The 21,213-nt window shown below is 63.6% G+C and carries 17 protein-coding genes; 4 read left to right on the forward strand and 13 right to left on the reverse strand.

Going from position 1 to position 21,213, the window contains the following annotated elements; translation table 11 throughout:
* Entirely contained in the window at positions 1–765 is a 765-nt protein-coding gene (locus tag JF616_19540; GenBank protein MBW8889955.1) for a hypothetical protein, read from the forward strand.
* A 5-nt stretch (positions 766–770) separates the two neighbouring features.
* Here JF616_19540 and JF616_19545 read toward each other — a convergent pair whose 3' ends face one another.
* The 4 genes from JF616_19545 to JF616_19560 all read right to left on the reverse strand — a co-directional run bounded on the left by JF616_19545 (position 771) and on the right by JF616_19560 (position 5,137).
* Complete coding sequence (locus JF616_19545; protein MBW8889956.1) at positions 771–1,889, reverse strand: Gx transporter family protein; 1,119 nt, start codon at positions 1,887–1,889, stop codon at positions 771–773.
* A complete protein-coding gene (locus tag JF616_19550; protein ID MBW8889957.1) occupies positions 1,873–2,235 on the reverse strand; it encodes a NusG domain II-containing protein in 363 nt (120 codons plus the stop codon). The genes JF616_19545 and JF616_19550 overlap by 17 nt, the downstream gene beginning before the upstream one ends.
* Positions 2,236–2,291: 56 nt before the next feature.
* A complete protein-coding gene (locus tag JF616_19555) occupies positions 2,292–2,672 on the reverse strand; it encodes a hypothetical protein (protein ID MBW8889958.1) in 381 nt (126 codons plus the stop codon).
* Positions 2,673–2,872: 200 nt separating this feature from the next.
* A complete protein-coding gene (locus tag JF616_19560; protein MBW8889959.1) occupies positions 2,873–5,137 on the reverse strand; it encodes an aconitate hydratase in 2,265 nt (754 codons plus the stop codon).
* A 223-nt stretch (positions 5,138–5,360) separates the two neighbouring features.
* On the opposite strand from JF616_19560, the gene JF616_19565 reads away from it, so the two are divergent.
* Together JF616_19565 and JF616_19570 are read left to right on the forward strand one after the other, a co-directional pair.
* Positions 5,361–6,710, forward strand: a complete 1,350-nt coding sequence (locus tag JF616_19565; GenBank protein MBW8889960.1) for a hypothetical protein — start codon at positions 5,361–5,363, stop codon at positions 6,708–6,710.
* 127 nt (positions 6,711–6,837) lie between these two features.
* Positions 6,838–7,641, forward strand: coding sequence for a hypothetical protein (locus JF616_19570; protein MBW8889961.1), 804 nt, complete (start codon positions 6,838–6,840; stop codon positions 7,639–7,641).
* 62 nt (positions 7,642–7,703) lie between these two features.
* Here JF616_19570 and JF616_19575 read toward each other — a convergent pair whose 3' ends face one another.
* The 3 genes from JF616_19575 to JF616_19585 form a co-directional block, all read right to left on the reverse strand.
* The gene (locus JF616_19575) at positions 7,704–9,791 is read right to left on the reverse strand and encodes a hypothetical protein (protein ID MBW8889962.1); all 2,088 of its coding nucleotides are present in this window, start codon (positions 9,789–9,791) and stop codon (positions 7,704–7,706) included.
* Between the two features lie 5 nt (positions 9,792–9,796).
* Positions 9,797–11,659 (reverse strand): peptidase M3, encoded by a 1,863-nt coding sequence (locus JF616_19580; protein ID MBW8889963.1) that lies wholly within the window; start codon positions 11,657–11,659, stop codon positions 9,797–9,799.
* A gap of 99 nt (positions 11,660–11,758) precedes the next feature.
* On the reverse strand, positions 11,759–12,145 hold the full coding sequence (locus JF616_19585; protein ID MBW8889964.1) for an STAS domain-containing protein: 387 nt from the start codon (positions 12,143–12,145) through the stop codon (positions 11,759–11,761).
* A 162-nt stretch (positions 12,146–12,307) separates the two neighbouring features.
* Between JF616_19585 and pyrE the strand changes: the two genes are divergently transcribed.
* Positions 12,308–12,994, forward strand: coding sequence for an orotate phosphoribosyltransferase (gene pyrE / locus JF616_19590; protein MBW8889965.1), 687 nt, complete (start codon positions 12,308–12,310; stop codon positions 12,992–12,994).
* A 33-nt stretch (positions 12,995–13,027) separates the two neighbouring features.
* On the opposite strand, the gene JF616_19595 is transcribed toward pyrE, so the two are convergent.
* From JF616_19595 to JF616_19620, 6 genes are read right to left on the reverse strand one after another with little or no spacing between them, the layout of a single operon-like run.
* Complete coding sequence (locus JF616_19595) at positions 13,028–15,292, reverse strand: hypothetical protein (protein MBW8889966.1); 2,265 nt, start codon at positions 15,290–15,292, stop codon at positions 13,028–13,030.
* Positions 15,289–16,674 carry an exopolysaccharide Pel transporter PelG gene (pelG, locus tag JF616_19600; protein ID MBW8889967.1) on the reverse strand — a complete coding sequence of 462 codons (1,386 nt, stop codon included), beginning with the start codon at positions 16,672–16,674 and terminating at the stop codon, positions 15,289–15,291. The genes JF616_19595 and pelG overlap by 4 nt, the downstream gene beginning before the upstream one ends.
* A gap of 18 nt (positions 16,675–16,692) precedes the next feature.
* Complete coding sequence (pelF, locus tag JF616_19605) at positions 16,693–18,285, reverse strand: GT4 family glycosyltransferase PelF (protein ID MBW8889968.1); 1,593 nt, start codon at positions 18,283–18,285, stop codon at positions 16,693–16,695.
* A 1-nt stretch (position 18,286) separates the two neighbouring features.
* Entirely contained in the window at positions 18,287–19,345 is a 1,059-nt protein-coding gene (locus tag JF616_19610) for a hypothetical protein (protein MBW8889969.1), read from the reverse strand.
* A complete protein-coding gene (locus tag JF616_19615; GenBank protein ID MBW8889970.1) occupies positions 19,342–20,670 on the reverse strand; it encodes a hypothetical protein in 1,329 nt (442 codons plus the stop codon). The genes JF616_19610 and JF616_19615 overlap by 4 nt, the downstream gene beginning before the upstream one ends.
* 7 nt (positions 20,671–20,677) lie before the next feature.
* Positions 20,678–21,208 (reverse strand): penicillin-binding protein activator LpoB, encoded by a 531-nt coding sequence (locus JF616_19620; protein ID MBW8889971.1) that lies wholly within the window; start codon positions 21,206–21,208, stop codon positions 20,678–20,680.
* Positions 21,209–21,213: the final 5 nt, after the last annotated feature.

The following is a 21,213-nucleotide window of genomic DNA, read 5'->3' on the forward strand; positions in this document are numbered from 1 at the left end:
ATGCGTTTTCCGGGGATCTTATTGGCCGCCGCCATTTTCGGCGGTTGCTTTACCGAAGTCGGCAATGCGGGCGATGACCGTTTGTTGGAAGCCCAATTCAGCGTCGACTACTCGCAGCCCGTGAAAGCCCAACCGAAACGGGCCGCCTATACGGCGCCCATCCAGACGGCTACCATCCTGCGTTTCTACTTGGGCGTGCGCGAGGCCGAGTTCCAGCTGTTCGATTCCGCCACCAACCAGCGGGCGGAATACCATTTATGGAAGGAAGATACGGCCGTTTTACCCGTGGACTTCACCGGGCATGATCCGGCCGCGTCCTTGCCCGATCAAAAGGTGAGCGGAATCGATCCTTTATCCATGAAGCTGGAATGCGTTCTTCCCGTGCCCAAGACCTTGAGCTCGACGACCTTGAACTTCGGAACCTTTACCGATCCCGGGTATATCAAAGGCGTGATGTGGGATGGCCGCGATTCCACGGCTTTCCTTTTCGCATTGCCGTCGGGAAGCGAACTTTCCCTGGCCTACCCGAAATCCATCATTGAAACCTGGTACAGCAGCACGCACTACCGTTGCCAGTTCATCTTTTACGCGAACAAATGGATCGCCGCGGCCGACTTGTCCGCCGCGGAGGAAACTCCGGACGTGACCGGACGGAAGGTGATCCTATTGGACGCCAGCCACAATGCGGCGGCATTCGCCGCGCTCACGACGGCCTTTTCCACCTCTTTCAACGCCCCCAACGTGTATTTGGAGACGCATCCCTAAGCGGGCTAAGCGTTTTCCGAGGCCGCGGCCGCCGCCTCGAGCTTACGGCGCCAAGCCGTAAAGGCAGGGGCCAACACCCCATGCCTTTTCCCCGCCATGAGCCCCCGGATCAATTCGCGTCCGAATTGCAGGCTGGGCCCGAAGACCCCCGCGAGCAAGGGCAGGCATAAGAGGAAGCCGCGCAGATAAGGCGATCGCGAGCGCGCGGCCCATTGCCAGGGGAACCGCGGCGCGGCCCAACGTCCCAACAGCATCAGGTTGGCGAGGCGCAACGCGTAAAGCGCGAATGCGGATGCGCCTTCGCGGGTAATCGGCCCCCATATGTATGCTCCCGGCGTATGGAACAGGTGCAGCCATAGGAGGTAGAAGAAAAACGGCCAGGCTTGCATGAGTACGGCGAAACGGCCCGGCGCCATGGGCAGCAAAACCACCAGGAATATTGCTTGGGCGGCGGGCCAGGGAACCATGAAGACGGCGGCCATGGCAGCCAGCGCCCCCAGGAAGGGGAGGAGAGGGGCCGGCGAAAGCGGCGCGGATCGTAATCCGCCGGCGGAGGGCGAGTGGCCCAGCAAATCATTCAGCTCGGCTTCGGAAAAGCGGATCAGGAAGGCTACCCCGGCGCCGGAAAGCAGGGACCAGGCCAGGATGGGCCCGGTCTGGAAGTAGAAACCCGCATGCCGGATCAGGGCCAAGTTGACCAAAGCGAGTTGGGTCACGTTGAAGGCCGAAGCCAGGGCCACGCTGGCCCCGAGGATGCCGATCAGCTTTTGGCGATGGCCCCAGGCAACGGCGGGGCCCAAGGTCAACAAGGTGGCGCAACCCGCCCCGGTCCCGATCAGGAAGGACGTGAGAGGCTGGCCTCCGTATAAAAGGGCGATGGCGTTGCGCGCCAGGAACAGGGCGCAAGCGGCTTCCGCGCCGAAGGAGAGCAGGAAGGGAAGGATGACCACGTAGGAAAGCCCCATGCGCATCCAGGGAAACAGGGGCAGCCGGGGGACCAGATTCTCCATGATCTGAAGGCTGGCGGCGATCAGCAAGGCCAGGGCGAAGGTTTCCGGCGCGGGACGGCCGGGCGCGGCCCCGCTTAACGCCACGGGGTGGTTGGGTTCAGTAGGTGACGGCATCGATGGATTTTTCGCGAGGGTCCCCCGGCCCGCCTTCGAGGAGGACGAGCAGGCGCGCGGGCATGCAGATGAGCTCCGCATGGGAGCGGCGTACGGAACCTTGGTGGACGCATAGCTGATTGGGGCAAGGGGAATGGAAGACGCGCGCCGAGCCCGCGCCGATCTCCAGGGTAACCGGGCCGATACGCGTGGGCACATCGATGCGCCGGACGGCGCCGCCGAGATCGTACCAGCCGTAGCGGGCATCGCCCACGAATACCACCGCCTTACCGGCCGCCGAAAAGCGGAACGCCAGGAATCCCCATAGGGCCGCTGCCGCGATGACGCCGAGGATGATCGCGTCCAAGGGACGGAAAAAATCGCGGGAGCCCTGCACGGGAACAATTTAGCACGTTAGGCGCGCTACACCGGAGGTTTCGGACGCATCCATGCGTCCAGGCGCGCGGAAACCTTGCTCGCGACTTGGCTCCGGAACCGCGCTTCGAAAGTCATGGGCAACCCTTCCCCCTCCATGGCGGACGCCCAATGGCGCAACCGGGTCCGGGCGCAGGCCGCGAAATCCCGACGCAGCCCGCCCATGGCCGCGAACTCACGATCCCACGACTCCGCGATGCGCGCGGCCACGTCTTCGGGATCCGAAAGGCGGGGGAAGCCGGGATGGGGTCCGTCATCCGATCTGGGGAGGGCTTGGTTCCTCCGGCTGGCATCGGCCGGGTCATGCGGGCCCTGGCGGGGGTGGAAACCGACCCGGGTGGAAATCGACCGGAGGGTGAACTTTTCCATGGCAATCGCTTAGTGCCGGGGTGCGGGTCCGGCTGGCTCGTATCCGCTAAGGCGCGGCTCCTTGATCCATTTTATCCGTCCCTGGGGGCGGAGTCAAAGATCCGGGAGGCGATAACACAGAAGTTACGGGACCGTGACAGAGAGGGGCAAATGCGTCGGGAAAACGGGCGGGGCAGCGCCCCCGCCTACGTCATGGGGCCCTAGCTCATCAGGTTCAAGGCGCTGCCCGCCTTGAACCAGGCGATCTGCTCGGGATTGAAGGTATGCGTCACTTCGAAGTCCTCGCGGGTCCCGTCGCTGTGGGCCAAGGTGACCTTCAGGTTCTTGCCGGGGGCGAATGCGGTAAGCCCGGTGATGCTGACGCGATCGTCCTCGCGTACCTTATCGTAGTCGGCGGGGTTGGCGAACTTCAGCGGCAGCAGCCCTTGCTTCTTCAGGTTGGTCTCGTGGATGCGGGCCATGCTCTTGGCGATCACGGCCTTGCAGCCGAGAAAGCGCGGCGACATGGCGGCATGCTCGCGCGAGCTGCCTTCGCCGTAATTCTCCTCCCCGAAAATGACCCAGCCTTTGCCTTCCGCCTTGTAATCGCGGGCGATTTGCGCGTAGGTCTTGCCCGTTACGCCGGTCAGCACGTTGCGGCCCTTACCGATGCCGTCCGCTCCCGCGTTCGGCGTGGCGAAGGCATTGGTCGCGCCCAACAACATGTTGTCCGAGATCTTGTCCAGGTGCCCGCGGAACTTGAGCCACTTGCCGGCGGGCGAGATATGATCGGTGGTGCACTTGCCGGCCGCCTTGGCCAGCACCAGAACGCCCTCGATATCCTTGCCGTCCCAAGCCTTGAAAGGCTCCAGGAGCTGGAGACGCTGGCTATCCGGCGCCACCTTGACTTCGACGGCCGCGCCGTCCTGGGCGGGGGGCACGAAGCCGCCGTCGTTGAAGGCGTAGCCGTTCTTCGGGAGCGCATCGGCCTGGGGGGGCTGGAGCTTGTAGGCCGAGCCGTCCGGGGCGGAGAGCGTATCCGTCAGGGGGTTGAACTTGATGGTGCCCGCCAAGGCCATCGCGGTCACGAGCTCGGGCGAACCGATGAAGGAAAGCGTGGCGTTGTTGCCGTCGTTGCGGCCGCGGAAATTGCGGTTGAAAGAGGTGATGATGGAATTGGGCACGCCGTCCGCGAGATCCTTGCGCTGCCATTGCCCGATGCAAGGGCCGCAGGCGTTAGCCATCACGACGGCGCCCATCTGATCCAGGGTGGCCAGGTAACCGTCGCGTTTCGTGGTATCGAACACCTGTTCCGAGCCGGGGCTTACGAAGAATTGCGAGGCGGCCTTGGCGCCCTTGGAAAGGGCCTGCTTAGCGACGAAGGCTGCGCGGCCCACGTCCTCGTAGCTGGAGTTGGTGCAGGATCCGATCAGGGCCGCGGAGAGGCGCTCGGGATACTTCTCCTTTTCGATCTCTTCCTTGAACTTGGAGATGGGACGGGCCTTGTCCGGGCTATGCGGCCCGACCACGTAAGGCTCCAGCTTGTCCAAATCGATCTCGATCACCTCGTCGTAAAAGGCTTGCGGGTTGGCCATGACCTCGGGATCGGGATTGAGGAAGGCCTTGTACTTGTCCGCAAGATCGGCGACGTCGGCGCGGCGGGTGGCGCTCAAGTAGGCGCCCATGGCGGCATGGTAGGGGAAAAGCGAACAGGTGGCGCCCAGCTCGGCCCCCATGTTGGTCACCGTGGCTTGGGCCGTGCAGGACAAGCTTTCCACGCCCTTGCCGAAGTACTCGATGATCTTATTGGTCCCGCCCTTTACCGTGAGGATCTCGAGCAGCTTAAGGATGATGTCCTTGCCCGACGTCCAGCCGTTGAGCTTGCCTTTCAAGTGGACGCCCGTAACCTTGGGATAGAGCACTTCCCAAGGCATCCCCACCATCACGTCAACGGCATCGGAGCCGCCCACGCCCACCGCCATCATGCCGAGGCCGCCGGCGTTGGGGGTGTGGCTGTCGGTGCCGATCATCATGCCGCCGGGGAAGGCGTAATTCTCGAGTACGACCTGGTGGATGATGCCGGAGCCTGGCTTCCAGAAACCCATGCCGTATTTCCGGGCCGCGGAACTGAGGAAGTCGAAGACCTCCTTGTTGTCATGGTTGGCGATCTCGACGTCGCGGGTGGCGCCGTCGCGGGCGATGATGAGGTGATCGCAATGCACCGTGGTGGGGACCGCCACCTTGGGCCGGCGCGCTTGCATGAACTGGAGGATGGCCATCTGCGCGGTGGCGTCCTGCATGGCCACGCGGTCGGGGCGCAGCAGCGCGAAGGACTTGCCGCGTTCCATCTTGGGCTGGTTCGTATCGTGCAGGTGCGACCAGATGATTTTTTCGGCTAGGGTGAGGGGCTTGCCCAGGGTCTTGCGCGCGTACGCGTGCTTCGCGTCCAGCCCGGCGTAAATCGCTGCGATGTCAATGCCTTCCATGGTCGCGTCCTCGTTGGGAGAGCCAGGCGGCGCGTTCGCCGCGGGGCGGGTACGTATGCTTGCAACATTAGAAATCGGGCCTTTACCCGGCAATTTGATGGACAAACCTCTGAATCCGTTGGCTTGAATTCCACCCAGTCCCCCGAGCCCGTGATACAAAGTCCGATCGCCGCCCATCTAAATCCAGGGCCAGGTGTCCTGGATCCAAAGCATTGGAGCCGCTATGTTCCACTCCGCCTTTCTTTCCCGTGTCTCTCGCGCCGGATTGGCGCTCGCCGCCCTGTTTGCCTTCCATGGAACCGTATTCGCGAATTCCGTCACCATGCATATCCGTACCTCCCGAGGGTTGCTCTCCGCTATCAACAGTGCCAACTCCAACCCCGGGGATTACTACTACGTGTATCTCGCCCCGGGTACCTACCCGATTTACAGCCGCATCTCCCTATATCAAGGGAAGCTGCTGCTGATCGGCGATTCCATGCATCCGGAAAACGTCGTCATTACGGCGCAGCAACCGGCGGACATCAATTCCCGATTCCCCGTTATGGACATTACCGGCACCAATGGAAGCTATCCGTTCCTGGAATTGTACGGCGTCACCATACGCGACGGTTATGCCGACAATGATATCGGCTTGGAAGGCGGAGGCGGATTGCGCGCCGTTCACGCATACGTGTACGTCTACTACAGCATCGTGCGGAAGAACCGGGGCGATCTCTGGGGCTCGGGGTTATTCGCCCAGGACGCCACCCTCTATCTGTTTCATTCCCTGGTGGACAGCAATACCAACCTGCAAGGGACGCAATGCGGCGGCGGGAGGACGAACTCCGGAGGCGGTATCGGGGCTGTCGATGCCGACCTTACCGTCGAGTCCTCTACGGTCCGGGATAACGGGGCTTGCCGCGGAGGCGGGATCGTGGACGGCGGAGGCGGTACCTTCACCTTGGAAAATACGACCGTGAGCGGCAACAAAGGGTATGCGCGCGGCGGGGGCGTTTATCTCCAGGAAGGGAATGCGGACGTACTCTTGCGATTCAACACCATCGCCAACAATGTCGCCGGGAGCGACAATTCCGGGGATGAATCCCATTACGGCGGAGGACTGGGAATGTCCTATTTCTCGGGAAGCCTGAAATCCTACGGGAACATCCTCGCGGAGAACTCGGTGGCCATCCCGAATCCATCGCTGCTCTACGGATACGAGGGCCGCGATTGCTACAGCGATAATAGTTACGCATGGACCGTCGATCAGAATACCAACATGGTTGGTATCATCGACAATTGCTCCTACTATTTCGGTTCCAGCGGATTCGGGTATATCGGATGGTCCGGGGCCCCTTACGATCCGGGATTGCAGGTATTGCTGGACAACGGAAACGACGGGTATGGCTTCACCTTGCCCACCCAGATGACCTACGCGAACAGCCATGCGATTGGCGCGTACGAGCCCGCCGGGTCGGGCCAGGATAACTGCCCCTACGACGATGAGCGGGGATTTTACCGCCCCAACGCCAATAGCTCCCCGCCCAATTGCGATATCGGGGCCATCGAACACAACGGGACCTTACCGTAAGGCGATCGGTTCAGGCCCACCCGGCCGAGGCATAACCGCATAGATCGATACGGGGAGTGGATCCCCGTATCGCGTCGGATGTAGAATTCCTTCGCCTGCTCATGCGATTCGCCATCTTCGGTTTGATATGATCGCCCGCCGCATCCAACTGCTGAAAGTAAGGGCCAACGGGCTGTACCGTGGGCGAAAATACCGGGAGGCGGTCGATCTCTACTCCGCCTGCGCGCGCCTGGATCCCAATGATGCCAATGCCCGCAACGATATGGCGGGCTGCTACCAGAAGCTGGGGCTGAAGGATTCGGCGTTGGCATGCGCTCGCGAGGCCTTGCGCCTGGCCGATGCCAGCCTGGCCTCCGCCGACACCTCGGTATGGTCCTTCCCGGATCTGCGCGACCGTAAGAACGCCTACTTCCTCCTGGACAAGCTGGGAGCGCCCATGTCGGCGCCCAAGCCCGGCCAATGCGAGACTTGGACGGCCTCGGAAGGAGAGTGCCGCGCCCGACTCCGGGTTTGCAGCGAACGGGGCGGCCGCCCGTCCCCAGGCGGGACCTTGCGCTGGGACGTCCTGCGCGCCAGCGTCTTCCCGCTCAAGGCCCTCTTCGCGTACGAGGAACTCGAATCCGCCTCCCTCGTGCCCCGCCCCGAGTTGCGCGACATGGAGTGGAATTCCATCGACGGCGTGTCCGAAGGCTTTTCGCGCTGGGTGAACCGCGATTCGGCGGCGACGATCTCCTTGGGGGAATTCCTGGAACGGTCCGACCCGGCCTGCGCCGGGCCCGCTTGCGGCGGCCTGGAGAAGGAACTGATCGAATGCCGCATCCTGAACTTCGATGGCTGCGCGGGCGTCATCGGGCTGGCTTGCGCCTACCAAGAGGACGACGGTCCCGATCATATCGAAATCGGGGAGGCCTACTTCCTTCCCGCTCGCTGATCTGCTTTTACAGTCGTTGGAAAAGTCCGCGCGGGCAGCGGCGCGCGGACGGGCCGGGAGTTTCACGGAAGGAAGCGATGGCGTACGCCCTTCGATTCCAATACGAGGATCAAGCCTTTACGTCGAAACGCGTCAGGAAGCCTGAACCCGTGCGGGCCGGCGGGTTCGGTCTCATCGAGAAGGACCGCGAGGCGCCGTCCGCGGGCATCGAATGCCGAAAGCCGCACCCGGGCCGCCGATTCCAACGCGTAGGCCACCGTTCCGTTCCGCATAAGAGCCTGGCCACGGGATGCCCGGATGGGCGGGCGCGCATTGGAGGCGTTGTCGGGAATCAATTTCAGGATTACCCCGTCCCGACCCACGGCGTACGCGTAATCCCGATCGATGGGAATGATGGAAGACAATCCGTTCCGGGTCGGGCACGCCATCGCTTCCCAGGTCTCCCCTCCGTCTTGCGTCTCGAGGATGTCATCCGAACCCAGCGCGAAACCGATCTTGGAATCCAGGAAACGGATCGACGATAGGCCGTCTACCGCCGCATTAGGGATAGAATCCCAATGCTTTCCGCCATCAAGGGTTTTCAGGATCGGTCCGCCCGCGGCGAATCCCTTCTCGGGGGTGGAGAACCAAACAGAATTCAAGGCCCATGTAAGACCCGAAGTTTGGATTTCCCATAGGGCTCCGCCATTCGACGTATGCAGGATGGTTCCATTGTCCCCTACGGCGAATCCGTTGAGGGTATCGGGGAAGAATATGGAGTAGAGCGTTTCCCGGGTCGGGACGCTCTGATGGATCCAAGTCGCCCCGCTATCCGTGCTTTTGCAAATCCCGGCCCCCGCAGTGAACCCGATTGCCGCGGATGGGAATACGATGGCCGCGCGGTAGTCGTTCATCGACGTTGAGATATCTTCCCATGTGTCGCCGCCGTCGCGGGTCCGCGCCATGGACCCGCCCAGGCCCGCGGCGACGGCGATGCGGGGCGTCGCGAAGGCGATCGAAAGGAAGCCGCCGAGCTTGGGAAGGGAATAGGATGACCATGTCCTGCCTCCGTCCCCGGTTTTCAAGATGATGTCGGTCCCGAGATTGATGCCGCCCACCGCGATTCCCGTAGCGGAATCGAGAAATCGCGCATCGTGCAACCACTCCGTCGTCACGGCCGTGGAGATCATCGACCAGGAGTCCCCTCCATCGAAGGTTTTCAGGATGATTCCGGTGTCGCCCACCGCGTATCCCGTACGGGACCCCGTGAAAGCGATCGAGTTGAATCGGGTGGTGAGGCCTGGCGGGGAAACTGGAGACCAGTCCCTGCCGCCGTCCACGGTTTTAAGGATCGCGACTAAACCGAAGTTCGAAGAGGTGTCCCCGGCCAGGAATCCCGTATCGGGACTGGTGAATCGAACGGAATAGATCCGATTGATCCGTGTCCTTCCCCGGTCCGTCCAAGTCGCCCCGCCGTCATCGGTGCGATAGGCGTGGCCGGAATTCCCGACCGCGTAGCCGTGACGGGTATCCAGGAAATAAAGGACCGAAGCCGGGTTGCTCGCAAAATCGTATTTGTGCCGTACCCAGGTCGTCCCCCCGTTGGTGGTCTTAAAGATCCCGCTGTCGCTCAAGGCGAATCCGGTATCCGGGGCCGGGAAGGACAAGTCCTCGAAGAAGGTCCCCTTTTGGATCGGCGACCCCAGCCAATTCGTACCGCCGTCCCGGCTTCTGAGCAGGGAGTCGGCGCCATTCAAGAGGTAAAGCGTTTGCGCATCCGTAGCCTGAATCGAGGATGGTCTGGCGTAGAGCGGGGTTATTACACGGCTCCAATTTCCGCCGCCATCGGAGGTGCGTAATAGGGAGTAATTCCCTGCCAAGTACCCGTGATTCTCATCCGGGAATCGGAGCATCGTGAAATCTTCGGCCGGGAGATCCGCCATGGCCTTCCAGTTGGTTCCCGCATCGGTCGTCTTGAGGAGGGCGCCGTCTTCGCCCGCCGCATAGCCCACGTCGGGACTGGGAAAGTCCACCGCCAAGAGGCGGTTTCCCTGCGGGAGCGGATTCATCCATATCCATTTCCCGCCGGGAATGAGGCCGAAGGATAAGCCCGAGAAGAGCAGGAGCCAGGGAATCCGGGCGAACGGATAGGCGACGGTGGATCGACGCATCCCGCTCAAGCTGGGATCCCGGACGCCAGCCATTCGCTGAACTTCTTCTCGATCGATTCGAAGCTTTCGCCGTTCTCGTTGCTGGCGATGATCTCGTCCCCGTGCGCGAGGCGGATGACGGCGTCCAGGTCTACCTTCCCTCCGGGGACGGCGTCGCGCGCGCGCGTGAAGGCCTTTTCCGCCTCGGCGAGGGCTTCGGCCAGGGGCTTGTTCACCATCTCGACGGTGGCTTCGGCCCCGAAAGGCTGGCCAGTCAGGCCTTTGATCATTTCCGGGAAGGTCAGGGAGTTGCCCGGCTTCCAATAATGCTCCGCCAGGTCGCGGCCGATGGCCGGGTTGTCTACGAGATATCCGTCACGCTTCTCGAAAAATCGGCGGGTCTGATGCACGGCCATCTCCGCCAAGACGTAACCGTGGTAATACGCCGAAGATTCACCCGAGAGCAGGTGAGGCACGCTCAAGACCGGGCGCGTGCCTTCGTTCAGGAACTGCATGCCCGATTCGATCTCGCGAAGGGTCTTGATGACGTTGTCCGGCGTGAGGGATGCTTCGGGCATTTCGTAAATGGCCTTCTCGGCGAAGCAAACCGTGAGCATGGCCCTAAGGGCGAAGGCCTTGTAAGGATGCTTCTTTGAGATGTTGGAGCGGATCAGCTCCAACGGCATGGGGCCTCCCGCCGCGTCGCGTGCGTAGCGAGCCAGCCAATCCGGGGTTTCGATGAAGCTGTCCAGGAACATGCTCTGGGTTTCGGCGAAGGCCACCGAGGTAGGCGCGTACTCTTGCGCGAAGCAGGGGGAGGGCATGAGGATGTTGCTGAAGTGGGCGGCGTGGCCGCCTTCGTGGAAAAGGGTTTCGGTGGCGCGGTGGCCGCTGCCCACTTGGCCGGGAATGGCGTTGGCGGTGAAGTTGATGCGGGCCGGCAGGTATTTCCCGCCGTCGACGAAGCCGGGTACGGGACCGTGCATGAACCCGTTTTCGTATTTGCCCTTGCGATCAAGCAGATCCAAGGTGAGGGTCGCCCCGCGATACTTGATGCCCAACGCCGTGAAGGAACGACCCCAACGCCCCAGGGCCGAAGCGAAACCGAAATAAGGATCCATCTGCGCGGTCACGTCCCCGGCGGTCAGGTAGAGCAGGTTCCAGCCTTCCCGCGCTGAAGGCCCGCGTTCCTTCGCGAGCGCGTCGATGGCGGCCTTGCAAGCATCGCGGGTGCGAGCTTCCAGATCGCCCAGGATCCCGAACAGGATTTTCTTGGAGAAGCCTTCGTTGCGCGAGACCTTGTAATCGTAATAGTCCTCGTAGCCGAGCATGCGCCCGAGCTTGTTCCTTTCGCGCACGATGTCCAGGAAGCCCTTGTCCAGCACCTCGCGTTCGATGGATTGCAGACCGCGATGGGCCGCTTTGCGTAGCGCTTCGTCCGGCGCGGTCCGCACCATCAGGCCGAGCCGCACCGAACTGGCCGGCACGGTTTCCCCGGAGATGGGGTCCCGATAGCCGAGTTTCATGGCGCCGCGGGCCTCCTGCAGCCGGCCTTCCATCCCCACGATCCGTTCGGCCAGGGCCCGGGCATCGGGATTTTCGATGGCGTTCACCTCGAAGAAGCGGACCCAACCCTGGAGGCCCACGCGATCATCCCCGGAGAGATCGGGCTTGGCCAATTCCGTCCGCAGCGCGGGCAGATAGGCGGGATCGGAAACCCACGCCTGCAACCGGTTCTCCTTGCTTTCGAAGTCCCCGGCCACGCGCGCGGTCAGCCCCATCTTATCCTTCCAGAAAGCGTCCTCCTTGGCGAAATGGGCTTGCAGGTACTCCCGGTTCAGCTTGGCGAGCAAGGGGTTCAAGGCGGAATCGATGGCTTTGGCGATCATGCTTCGCTCCGTAGTGAGGATGGGGGACGGGAATGCAAAATGGAAAATCGGAGGGGCGGGGACAAGGCGGCCCCATGGATCGAGATGCCTAAAGGGGACTTAAAGGCCGCTGATGGAGACCGGGCCGTACTTCAATTCGGCTTCCCGGAGGGACGGGAAGATTTCGAAGAGGGAGTCGAGATGGCTGCCTTCCAAAGCGGCTCGGATCTGCGCGGGGACCTCGACGAGGACCATTTCCATGGCCTTTTCCGCGAAGGCCTGATGTTGGCGGGCGAGGGCGGCCATGGCCGCCGAGTCGATGGAATAGCATCCCTGCAGGCTGAAGATCAGCTTGCCGCTCGCATGCGCCAGGGCCCGGTTCAGGATCACGTGCAACTTGGCGGCGTTCCCGCCGGCCAGGTTTCCCGCCACGCGCAGGAAGGTGTTGGCGCGGCCCACCCCGAGGGTGTAGTTGAGATCTCCGAGGATGACGTCCATGACGGGCATAATTCGAGTATACCTCCGGCCCGCGGGGGTGGGAAGATAAATGATCGGCAAGCGCCGGCGGCGCGCGGGCGCGGCATCGCCGCGGCAGTTGCTATTTTCCCGGGCGCCGCGGCGGGCCTGTACCGGATGGTACGTGGGAGACCGATCGGGCTGGGAAGGTCAATGGAAAACTTCAAGCAATCCTTCATCGAGTTCATGCTGTCGGCGGGGGCCTTGCGCTTCGGGGACTTCACCACCAAGAGCGGGCGCAAGACGCCTTACTTCATCAATACGGGAGCCTACGTGCGCGCCTCCCAGGCGAAAAGGCTGGGCGAATTCTACGCCCGCGCCATCCACGCCGCCTTCGGCCGCGAGATCGACAACCTGTTCGGGCCCGCCTATAAGGGAATCCCCCTGGCGGTTACCGCGGCTATCGCCTTGAACGAATTGTACGGGCACGATGTCAGCTACACTTTCAATCGCAAAGAGCCCAAGGATCACGGCGAAGGCGGAACCCTGGTCGGTTACAATTACGCTTCCCGCCCCGACCCGGACAAGCCCTGCCGCGTGGTGATTATCGAGGACGTAACGACCGCCGGAACCTCGATACGCGAAAGCCTGCCCCTGATCGCGTTGCCGGGTATCGAACCGACGGGCCTCGTGGTTTCCGTGGACCGCATGGAACGCGGCAAGGGGAACCTGCCCGCGCTCAAGGAAATCGAGTCCGAGTTCGGGCTCAAGACCACGGCCATCGTGACCCTGGAGGATATTTTCTCATTCCTCAAGAGCGGGGCCGGGGAAGTGCATTTGGAGCTTGATCCGCAATTGCTCAAGCGGATGGACGCCTACCGCAAGGAGTACGGGGCTTAGCCCCGTTCCATTAGGGGTCCCAGGCAAGGAGCACTAAGGGATCCAAAGCCGCGAGAAGGGAGCCTCGCCTTCGGCCCGGACCCAGATCAAGACCACGGCTTTCCGCTCGGCGGATCCCGACCAGGTCATTTCCTCTCCCGACAGTCCCGGGCGGTCGAGGAGGACCTTGCCGTCAAGTCCGTAAATGCGGATCTCGGCCCGGCCCCTCGGATTGGGGAAACCGATGCTCAGCCCGTCGCCCCGGTTGCTTATGCGTATGGCGCGCGGGATCGCCATTTCCCGCGGTACGATGCGCTCGGTGTTTCCATGGGTGAAGGAGTAGGAAAAGCCGGTAAGGCCCAGGTCCGGCAGGGTTTCGTGCCGATCGGAAGAAGCCGCGAGCAGATCGATCCCGGTCCCCGCCGCCTCCAAATCCCGCTTGGCGATACGCAGTTCCAACCGGTTGCCGGAAAACTCCATGACCACGGTGCCTGGGGATTCGGCCCAATCGCCGTCCTGGTACTTATAGAAGTTTCCCGCTTCCCATTTGTAGTCCGCTCCGTGGAAGCCGCCCCCCACCGCCGCGGGATCGCCGGTATTGCCCCGGCGATCGGAGTTGAAAAGCAGAACGGTCTTGGCAGGATCGGCATTCCCTTGATACTGAAGCAAGAGGTAGAGGTAATTCTGGTCGTCGGTGGCGGAGAGTCCGGTGAAATCGACCCCGCTTCCGTCCCCGGACGGGTCGGTAATCGACGTGATGGCTCCCCAATCTCCGAAGGCGCCGTCGATGGAGATCGGGTAGGCGGCCGAATCCCGCGGTATGGCCATGAGGACCACGCCATTGGTGTCCTCGATGCCGCCGCCCGGCCCGATGCGACCCGAGGCGGGCGCCGCGCCGCTGGTACCGTCCTCGGCGCGTACCGCGAAGCGGTACAAGGCATTGTTCGCAAGGCCGGTCACGGTGAATTGATAAGGACAGCCATCGTCGGCGCCTTCATGGGCGCGGTCGGTGTAATCCGCCCCCACCTCGGTCGCCACCGCCTCCAGATGCGGGGACGAGGCGAAATCCAGGGGAGCGTTCTTGGAGTAGTAGACGTTGTACTTCACCGGCCAGGTCTGATCGGCCGCGACGTCCCAGCGTAGGGTAACCTTCCCGTTACCCGGGATGGCCTTCAGCAAGCCCACCCGGGGCGGCGGGGGGGCGTTCGTATCCACGCTTCCGGAAACGGTATTCCGCCATTTGGGCGGATCGCGATCGGCCTGGGCGGGATTGTCGAGGAACAGCGTGGGCGCTTGGCCCAGCAGGCGATCGTTGACCTCCGGCACCCATCCCTGCTCCACCACCGCCTCCCGCTGGATGGTCCGGAACAAGTCGGGATGATCCTGGAGGATGCGCGCCGGATCGGCCACGTAGTCGAGGTGGAAAACGGCCCCCCGGCTGTCGGGCCGGTTCATTTCGGCGTTGAGGCGGGGCGCGCTGATGAATTTATTCGACCCGAAGTACGGACTGGGTTGCCATATCCCGTTCCCCCCTTGGTCCGTGGTGTAATTGCTCCCGGTGTAAAAGCTTTCGAACAGGATTCCATCCACGTATTTCCGCGGGCTCGCCCCGTACTGCAAGGGATAATCCGGATCGAAGAAGAAAAGCCCCCGGTTGAGGAGCAGGTACTTCCCAGGGTACGCCAATCGGAGGCGGCGGATCAGATCGGACATGCCCGGCGCGGTCCAACCGTAGCCATGCCAGGGATCGGCCGTTTCCGGGGTGTCGAGGAACAGCCCGTCGGCCCCCAGGGCCATCAAGCGCGCCGCCTCGGTCAGCACCACCCGTTGCCAGGCCGTATCGCCGGCATTGACGAGGCAAGCCCCCCAATCGCCTTGGCGATCCGGGATCCCGTCCGGCACCTTATTCACCCCGTCCGCGTCCATGCCCTTGGCGTTCCACTCGTCGAGGTAATAGGAAGCGATTCCCTTATTCTCGTAGATGGTGGTAAGGCCCTTTTCGTCATAGTGTACGGGCCCGCGGCCATCGCCATGCGCAGGCGCCGCCTGGTTGAACGTGGAGGCGTCTTCGCCGATGGAAATGTAAAGCAAGACCTTGGTGCCGTTCGCGCGTACGCGGGCGATGGCTTGGGCCTCCGATTCGGGAGGGGAATACGTTCCCGATTGCAAGGCGACGAGCCCGAAGCGCTGGAAGAGGGCGACATCGCTTTCCTGCCAAGCGCCATAGTGGGTCAAATGCGAAGTGATGCGCGCGCCGGCCGCCGGCAGGGCGAACCCGATGGCGGCGGTAATGACCGTGAGCCGAAGCGCAAATTTCATGGTTGCCTCATAAAGGTACGGAACTCAAGATCGTGGAGATTCCGGTCCAATGTCCAGAGCCCCGCCAGCACGGCGACGAGCAGGGCCGCGGCGAAACCGTAACCATAGAACTCGGCCCCCAGGCTCACGCTCGCCATGGTGAAAAGGAGATTCGACGCGAGCAGGAGCGAGGACAGCCCCAACACCGCGCGCCGTTTGTCGAGATAGAAGAGGACGTTGCACAGCCCCAGGAATACCACCTGCATCCCCGCGGCCACGACGTCGATGTAGAGCAGATGCTGATAGAGTTGGGAGATGCCCAGCCAGCGCAGCATGGCCGGGCCCCAGATCATGGCGAAGAGCACGCCCAGGCCCTGGATCTTCGCGATCTCCAGCAACCCCTGCCGGATGGTATCCACCATCTCGTCCTTGGCCCCCGCGATTTGCCCCAGGGTGGCGCCCCCATGGATGGCGCCGTAATAATCCTTATGCTTCTCGGCGAAATCGGTTTCCATGCGCACCAGGAATACGGCCATCCCGGGCAAGGTGGCGACGTAGGACAGGAAGATGGGGATATCGTAGATGAGGGAGGAGCGCAGCATCCCTATGATGGGCTGGCCCAGATGCGGCGCGTACCAGAAGTAGGCCTTGTCCGCCCAGATCCCCAGATTGTAGGCCAGGGCGGCGAAGGTGAGGGACGCGTACCAATGCCGCCGCTCCAGGAAATCGAAACGCACGCTCGCGCCGGCGGACGTCGCCGCCGGAAAGGCGCCCAGGATAAGCCGGAGCATTCCCGTCAGCATCAGGAAATGGCCCAACAGGAAGCCTCCCAGAAGGCCCTCCAGCCCGCGGGAGCGTAAGGCCAGGGACACCGCCACCACGACCGCGTAACCGATCCCGAACAATCCTACCAAGGCCAGATAGCGTTTGAGGCCCGAGAGCAGGGAGGCGGAAAGCCAGATGCAGTTCATGGTCACGAAGGACATCACCATGAAGATGCGATAAACCGGGCTCTGGCCCGGGAAGGCGAAGGCGGCCAGGAGCAGGCCCAGGGCGAAACTGCCTGCGGTGATGAGAGTCAAGGCGCCCAGGAAGGCCGGGCCTACCCGCTCGGGCTTATTCTCGTATATCCGGTCGGAGGCGTAACGCGTGAAGGACAAGGTCAGGACCCCGCTGAAGACGAGGCTGGCGGCGATGACGTAGGTGACCGAGGTTTGGAATTGGGTGATGAGCCGGACCGGGATGCCCAGGCGGCGGCCCAGGATATGGATCATGAGGATGCCGGCGAAGGAAAGGATCCAAGGGCCGGAGCCGATGACGCCCGCGTACGCATACGCGCGGAAGAAACCCAGGAAGGTATCCCTGCGCAAAAGATCGCGGATGCCGAAACCTATGCCTGCCATGACATCACCGCGGCCCCTTCAGGCCAGGGCCTTCCCGTAGATCTCCGCGTAGCGATCCAACATGAGCCGTTCCGTGTAATAACGCTCGACCCGGGTCATGGCGGCGGCGCGGGCGCGAGACCATTCTTCCTGGTCTTGGTAGAGCCCGGCTATCGCTTCGGCCAAGGCCGCCGGATCGCCTATGCCCACCACCCGGCCCGCCGCGCCGATGGCTTTATCCTCCGCATCCTCCTCCTTGCCCTGGATCAGCTGCCGGCAGGAGCCTACGTCGGTGGAGACCGCCGGAACCCCCGCGGCGAAGCCTTCCAGCAAGGTCAAGGGCAGGGCCTCGCTGATGGAACTGAGGACCAGCACGGCGGTTTGCGGCAAAACTTCGTTAACGTCGCGGAAACCGAGGAAGCGGACGGTATCCGAAAGGCCGAGGGCCTCGGCCAAGGCCTGGCATTCCGCGAAGTAGGCGGGATCTTCGTCGCCCGGGCCGACGATCCAGCCTTCGGCCCGGGGCACCCGCGCGCGCACCGACCGCATGGCGCGCAAGAAGGTCTTGATATCCTTGATGGGAACCACCCGGCCGATAAGGGTGAAGATGGGCTTCGGCGGGATCGCCTGCCGGGATCGTAAGGGCTGGAAGCGTTCCAGGCGGATGCCGTTCGGGATGGAGATGGCCCGGTCGGCGGCGGCGCCATCCTGGATTTGCTGTTGGCGGATTCCTTGGTATAGGGAGATAACGGGATCGGCCGCAGCGTAGGCCGATTTCCCCAAGGCCTCGAAGAAGCGGATCCAGAGCCGGCGGATATAGCTGCCTTCCGGCCCTTCGGCGCCCAGGCTTCCCCCGGCCGGCTTTGCGCCCGGGGTCCCGCCGCCCGGCGCCTCGCTGCCCGGCGCCTCGCCGCCCGGCGCCTCGCCGCCCCCCTCGATCCATGCGCTTTGCAGCAGATCGATCTTGCGTTCTTTCGTGTACAAGCCATGCTCGGTCAGGACGAACGGCCGCTTGCGCGCTTGCGAGAGCAGCGCGCCCAGGAACCCGGCATAGCCGGTCGATACGCTGTGGTAGCAACGGGCCGGTATGAGTCCGCGCGCGATGCGCGCCAGGGCCCATACGGGATCGTGCATGGAGCGGATGGTCCAGAAATAATCCAGGAAGGACGAATCGGGAGCGTGATCCCGGTAATAGGCGGTGATCATGTCCCAGGCTTCCCGCGAGCCTTGGAACTGGCCTTCGCCGAGCCGCCCCGCCAAGAGATGATCCGCGTTGGCGGCGAGCACGTGGGCCGGGCAACCGCCGGGCGCGGCGAAGCCTTCGTGCATGGCGCGCATGTCGGCGAATGCGTGAGGGTCGACCCGGGTCTCTTCGCGGGGCTTCGCTCGGGACCGGTCGTAAAGGTAATGCACTTCCAGATGCACCAGGTTCGGTGGCAACTCGTAACGGATGCCTTTATACGCGCCCGGCTCGCTGCCAAGGAAGACCGCCGCGAAGCGGATTTCCGGGAAGCCTTGGATCAAATGATGGACCCAGGCGGAGACGCCCCCGCGGACGAAGGGGTAGGTGCCTTCGAGCAATAAGGCGACGTCGGCGGATGCGGCGGTGGGAATCTTGGGGGTGGTCGGCATGTCAGCGATCCCGTCCCAGCCAGAACCGGATCACCGGCTCCAAAGGGCCGCCCTGGCTTTGCCCGCGCAGTTCCGCGAGGTGGCCGCGAACGGCGGCGAAGTCCCCCTTTTGGAAATCGGATTCGGCGCGATGCGGAAGCAGCCGAGAGGCCTGCGCCCCGGATCCGGCCGCATCGGCGAAGGCGCTTTGCGCGGAGTCCCAGGCTCCCAGGCGCGCCAGGATACGGCCCTTCAAGAGGGCCATGAATGCGTCCCCGGGATCCAGATCCAGGAGTTCCTGGGCGGCAGGCAAGGCTTGTTCGAGATGGTGCCGGGAAACCTCCCCGTCCGCCAGTTCCTGGTAGGCGGCTTCCCAGTGGAGGAAGGCCACTCGCCGCAGGGCGGCCCGGCGGCCGGGCCCGTACCCCGCTTCGCGCAAGACCGCATGGGCGGCCGAGAGGGAGGCCTGGGAATCCCGTTCCATGCGCTCCAAGGCGGCGTATGCCGCCAAGCGCAGTTCATCGACGGGATCGCGCAACATTTCCTTGAGCAGGCGGTTCCCGCGGGGGCTGGAGCGTCGGCGGATGGCAAGTAAGGCGCCCATGCGTTGCTGCGCCGGCGTACCGCGCGCCAGCAAGCGGGCGCGGAATCCGCCCGGGCCATGGCGCGCGGGGTAAACGGGGAAGGCGATCCGCGCGCGATCATCGCGAAGGATCCCGTACGACCGTCGTCCCGGTTTCGCTTCCCTGGACAAGGCCGGGAGCGCCCCGAATACGATCCCGAGCATGCCCAGCAAGGGCAATGCGAAGGAAAAAGCGAAGACGAAGATCGTGAACCATCGCCGGCCCGCGTCTCTGCCCTGGGCCGGAAGGAAGGCGAGGCCGAACAAGGCGCAAGCGGCGAAATGGAGCAGGAGCAGGGGGAGCATGGGCGCGGAGCCGGCGGGCGCCCCCAGGAAATCCCGGGCCGTTACCGCTTCCACGGTCATGGCCGCCGCGGCCGCCAGGATGCGCGCCAGCCGTACCATCTGTAATACCGGGATACGCGGGGGCGGAAGGGAATCTTGAGAACCATTATTCATGGTTTCCTTCCCGTTGCCATCCGCGGGGCGAGGTCTACGGACGCTTCCAATGATGCGAGGAAGTCGGATAATTCCCGCACGGGTTCGTTCCGGGTCAGCGCCTTCACTTGCGTCCGCCCCGGTCCGCCCGGCAGCCTGGCGAGCGCGGCCCTAGCCTGCTCTTCGCCGCAGAAAGGCATCAACAGGATCAAGGCGATGCTTCCGTCCTGGGCTTCGCGGCGCCAGGTCAGATCGGCTCCGCGCCTGGGCGCGGGGATTTCCCCTTCGGAACCGGCGGGCGCGATCCGCGCCGCCAAGACGCCCGGCACGCCGGACGTGGCCTGCAAGCGGTGGAGGCGCAAGTATCCTGCCGCGAATTCGGGGGGGCAATCCGGCGCTTTCGCGATCACTTGCGCGGCCAGGGCTCCGGCGGCCAGGGTGTCCGCGTAATATCCGAGGGCGGCGAAGAGGCCGCGGAGGTTTTCTTCCTGGAAGGCGAAGAAGGGCATCTTTTCCACGGCCAAGACGGCCAGGATGGGTCCTCCTACCGCGGCAACGGGGGCGGCGAACAGATAGGGTCCGGGCGCTCCTGCCGGAGCGGGCGCACCTGGGGGTGCGGGCGCTCCCGCGTCTTCGAGGGCATGGCAAAGGGATCGGGTTTCCAGGCAGGCGGCGATCAATTTTTCCCTTCCGTCGAGACGGCGGGCGTGGCCCAAGGCCGCGATGGGGTCGGCCCGCAGCCCATCTTCTTCCATAAGGTGGAGCGCGGCGGTTTCGAGTTGGAAGAAGCGCGCCAGGAAAACGAGCAGGGCTTGCGCGGATTCGGCGTCCAGCCGGCCGGAGGCGGCGCGGGGGATTTCGGCGAGGGCGTCCCGCAGGGTGGGGGGATGCCCGATGAAATCGGTCATGAGCCTTTCATGCGATTCCGCCAACACGTGGTGGGCGCGCCCCAGCTCGTCCAGGCGCAGGCCGAGATGTTCGCGGGTCTTGCGTTCCTTGCGTACCTCGGCCAATCCGAGATCGCGGAACTCACCGCACAGGAAGGTGGTTATGAAACCTCCCAGGAAAAAGCCGCGGGGAAAATCCATCCCTCGCGCGGCCGTAAGGCTCCAACCGGCGGCCAGGGTCAGGGAAGCGATCAGGGCCGCGGCCGAGCCGTAGCGCAAGGCCGCCAGTATGGGAACCAGCCAGATCCAAGGGAAGGGCGCGGCCAGGAAGAACGGGTCCTTGGGCCGCAGCCAAAGGCAAAGCATAAGGCAGAACGCCGGCAACAGGACGGACTCCGCCGCGGCGGGGAGGAAGGATCGCTCCTTCATTTCCTCGCGGGACTGCCGATTCAGGAACATCCGGACCTCAATTGCACGAGATGGTCGCCTTGGACACCATATTCTTGATGAGCTTCAAACCCACGCCGCTCAAGGCATCGTTGCTCCAACCGGTTTTCGCGCCTCCCGCGCTCCAGATGCCTTTGCCGCTTTCCACGTCCACCACTTCCAAGGTCAGGCCCACCGCGGGTTCGCCGTCCATGCCGCTCTTGTAGCGCCACTCCGTCACCGAGCCGGTCACCGCATAGCGGGCGTTCTGCCCCTTGGCCCAATCCAGGGCCCGCTCGTATTGCCCTTGGCTCATGCCGTACTCGCCCAAGCTGTCGTCGAGGGAGGACGGGTAATAGTGGAGATCGGCCAGCCCCCGGCTGCGCAAGGCGTTCTCCACGATGCGGGCGACCGCCGGACCCGCTTGCGGCGTCTCGGAATAATTGTGGAACGGCAGCACCGCCCACTTTTCCGAGCAGGACATGGCCGGCGAGGCGCTGTGCTGGATCGGGGAGCAACCGGCCAAGGCGGCGGCGATCAGGCAGACCGCCGTTTTCATGCATGGATTCATCTCGT

The sequence above is a fragment of the Fibrobacterota bacterium genome (genome assembly GCA_019509785.1).
In the GTDB taxonomy this organism is placed as follows: domain Bacteria; phylum Fibrobacterota; class Fibrobacteria; order UBA11236; family UBA11236; genus Chersky-265.

Excerpts from the sequence above, each read along its gene's own strand:
- JF616_19580 (MBW8889963.1), bottom strand. The coding sequence starts at position 11,659 with ATGATCGCCAAAGCCATCGATTCCGCCTTGAACCCCTTGCTCGCCAAG.
- JF616_19555 (MBW8889958.1), bottom strand. The coding sequence starts at position 2,672 with ATGGAAAAGTTCACCCTCCGGTCGATTTCCACCCGGGTCGGTTTCCAC.
- pelG (MBW8889967.1), bottom strand. The coding sequence starts at position 16,674 with ATGGCAGGCATAGGTTTCGGCATCCGCGATCTTTTGCGCAGGGATACC.
- JF616_19570 (MBW8889961.1), top strand. The coding sequence starts at position 6,838 with ATGATCGCCCGCCGCATCCAACTGCTGAAAGTAAGGGCCAACGGGCTG.
- JF616_19585 (MBW8889964.1), bottom strand. The coding sequence starts at position 12,145 with ATGCCCGTCATGGACGTCATCCTCGGAGATCTCAACTACACCCTCGGG.
- JF616_19595 (MBW8889966.1), bottom strand. The coding sequence starts at position 15,292 with ATGAAATTTGCGCTTCGGCTCACGGTCATTACCGCCGCCATCGGGTTC.
- JF616_19615 (MBW8889970.1), bottom strand. The coding sequence starts at position 20,670 with ATGTTCCTGAATCGGCAGTCCCGCGAGGAAATGAAGGAGCGATCCTTC.
- JF616_19540 (MBW8889955.1), top strand. The coding sequence starts at position 1 with ATGCGTTTTCCGGGGATCTTATTGGCCGCCGCCATTTTCGGCGGTTGC.
- JF616_19610 (MBW8889969.1), bottom strand. The coding sequence starts at position 19,345 with ATGAATAATGGTTCTCAAGATTCCCTTCCGCCCCCGCGTATCCCGGTA.
- JF616_19560 (MBW8889959.1), bottom strand. The coding sequence starts at position 5,137 with ATGGAAGGCATTGACATCGCAGCGATTTACGCCGGGCTGGACGCGAAG.
- JF616_19575 (MBW8889962.1), bottom strand. The coding sequence starts at position 9,791 with ATGCGTCGATCCACCGTCGCCTATCCGTTCGCCCGGATTCCCTGGCTC.
- pyrE (MBW8889965.1), top strand. The coding sequence starts at position 12,308 with ATGGAAAACTTCAAGCAATCCTTCATCGAGTTCATGCTGTCGGCGGGG.
- JF616_19565 (MBW8889960.1), top strand. The coding sequence starts at position 5,361 with ATGTTCCACTCCGCCTTTCTTTCCCGTGTCTCTCGCGCCGGATTGGCG.
- JF616_19620 (MBW8889971.1), bottom strand. The coding sequence starts at position 21,208 with ATGAATCCATGCATGAAAACGGCGGTCTGCCTGATCGCCGCCGCCTTG.
- JF616_19545 (MBW8889956.1), bottom strand. The coding sequence starts at position 1,889 with ATGCCGTCACCTACTGAACCCAACCACCCCGTGGCGTTAAGCGGGGCC.
- pelF (MBW8889968.1), bottom strand. The coding sequence starts at position 18,285 with ATGCCGACCACCCCCAAGATTCCCACCGCCGCATCCGCCGACGTCGCC.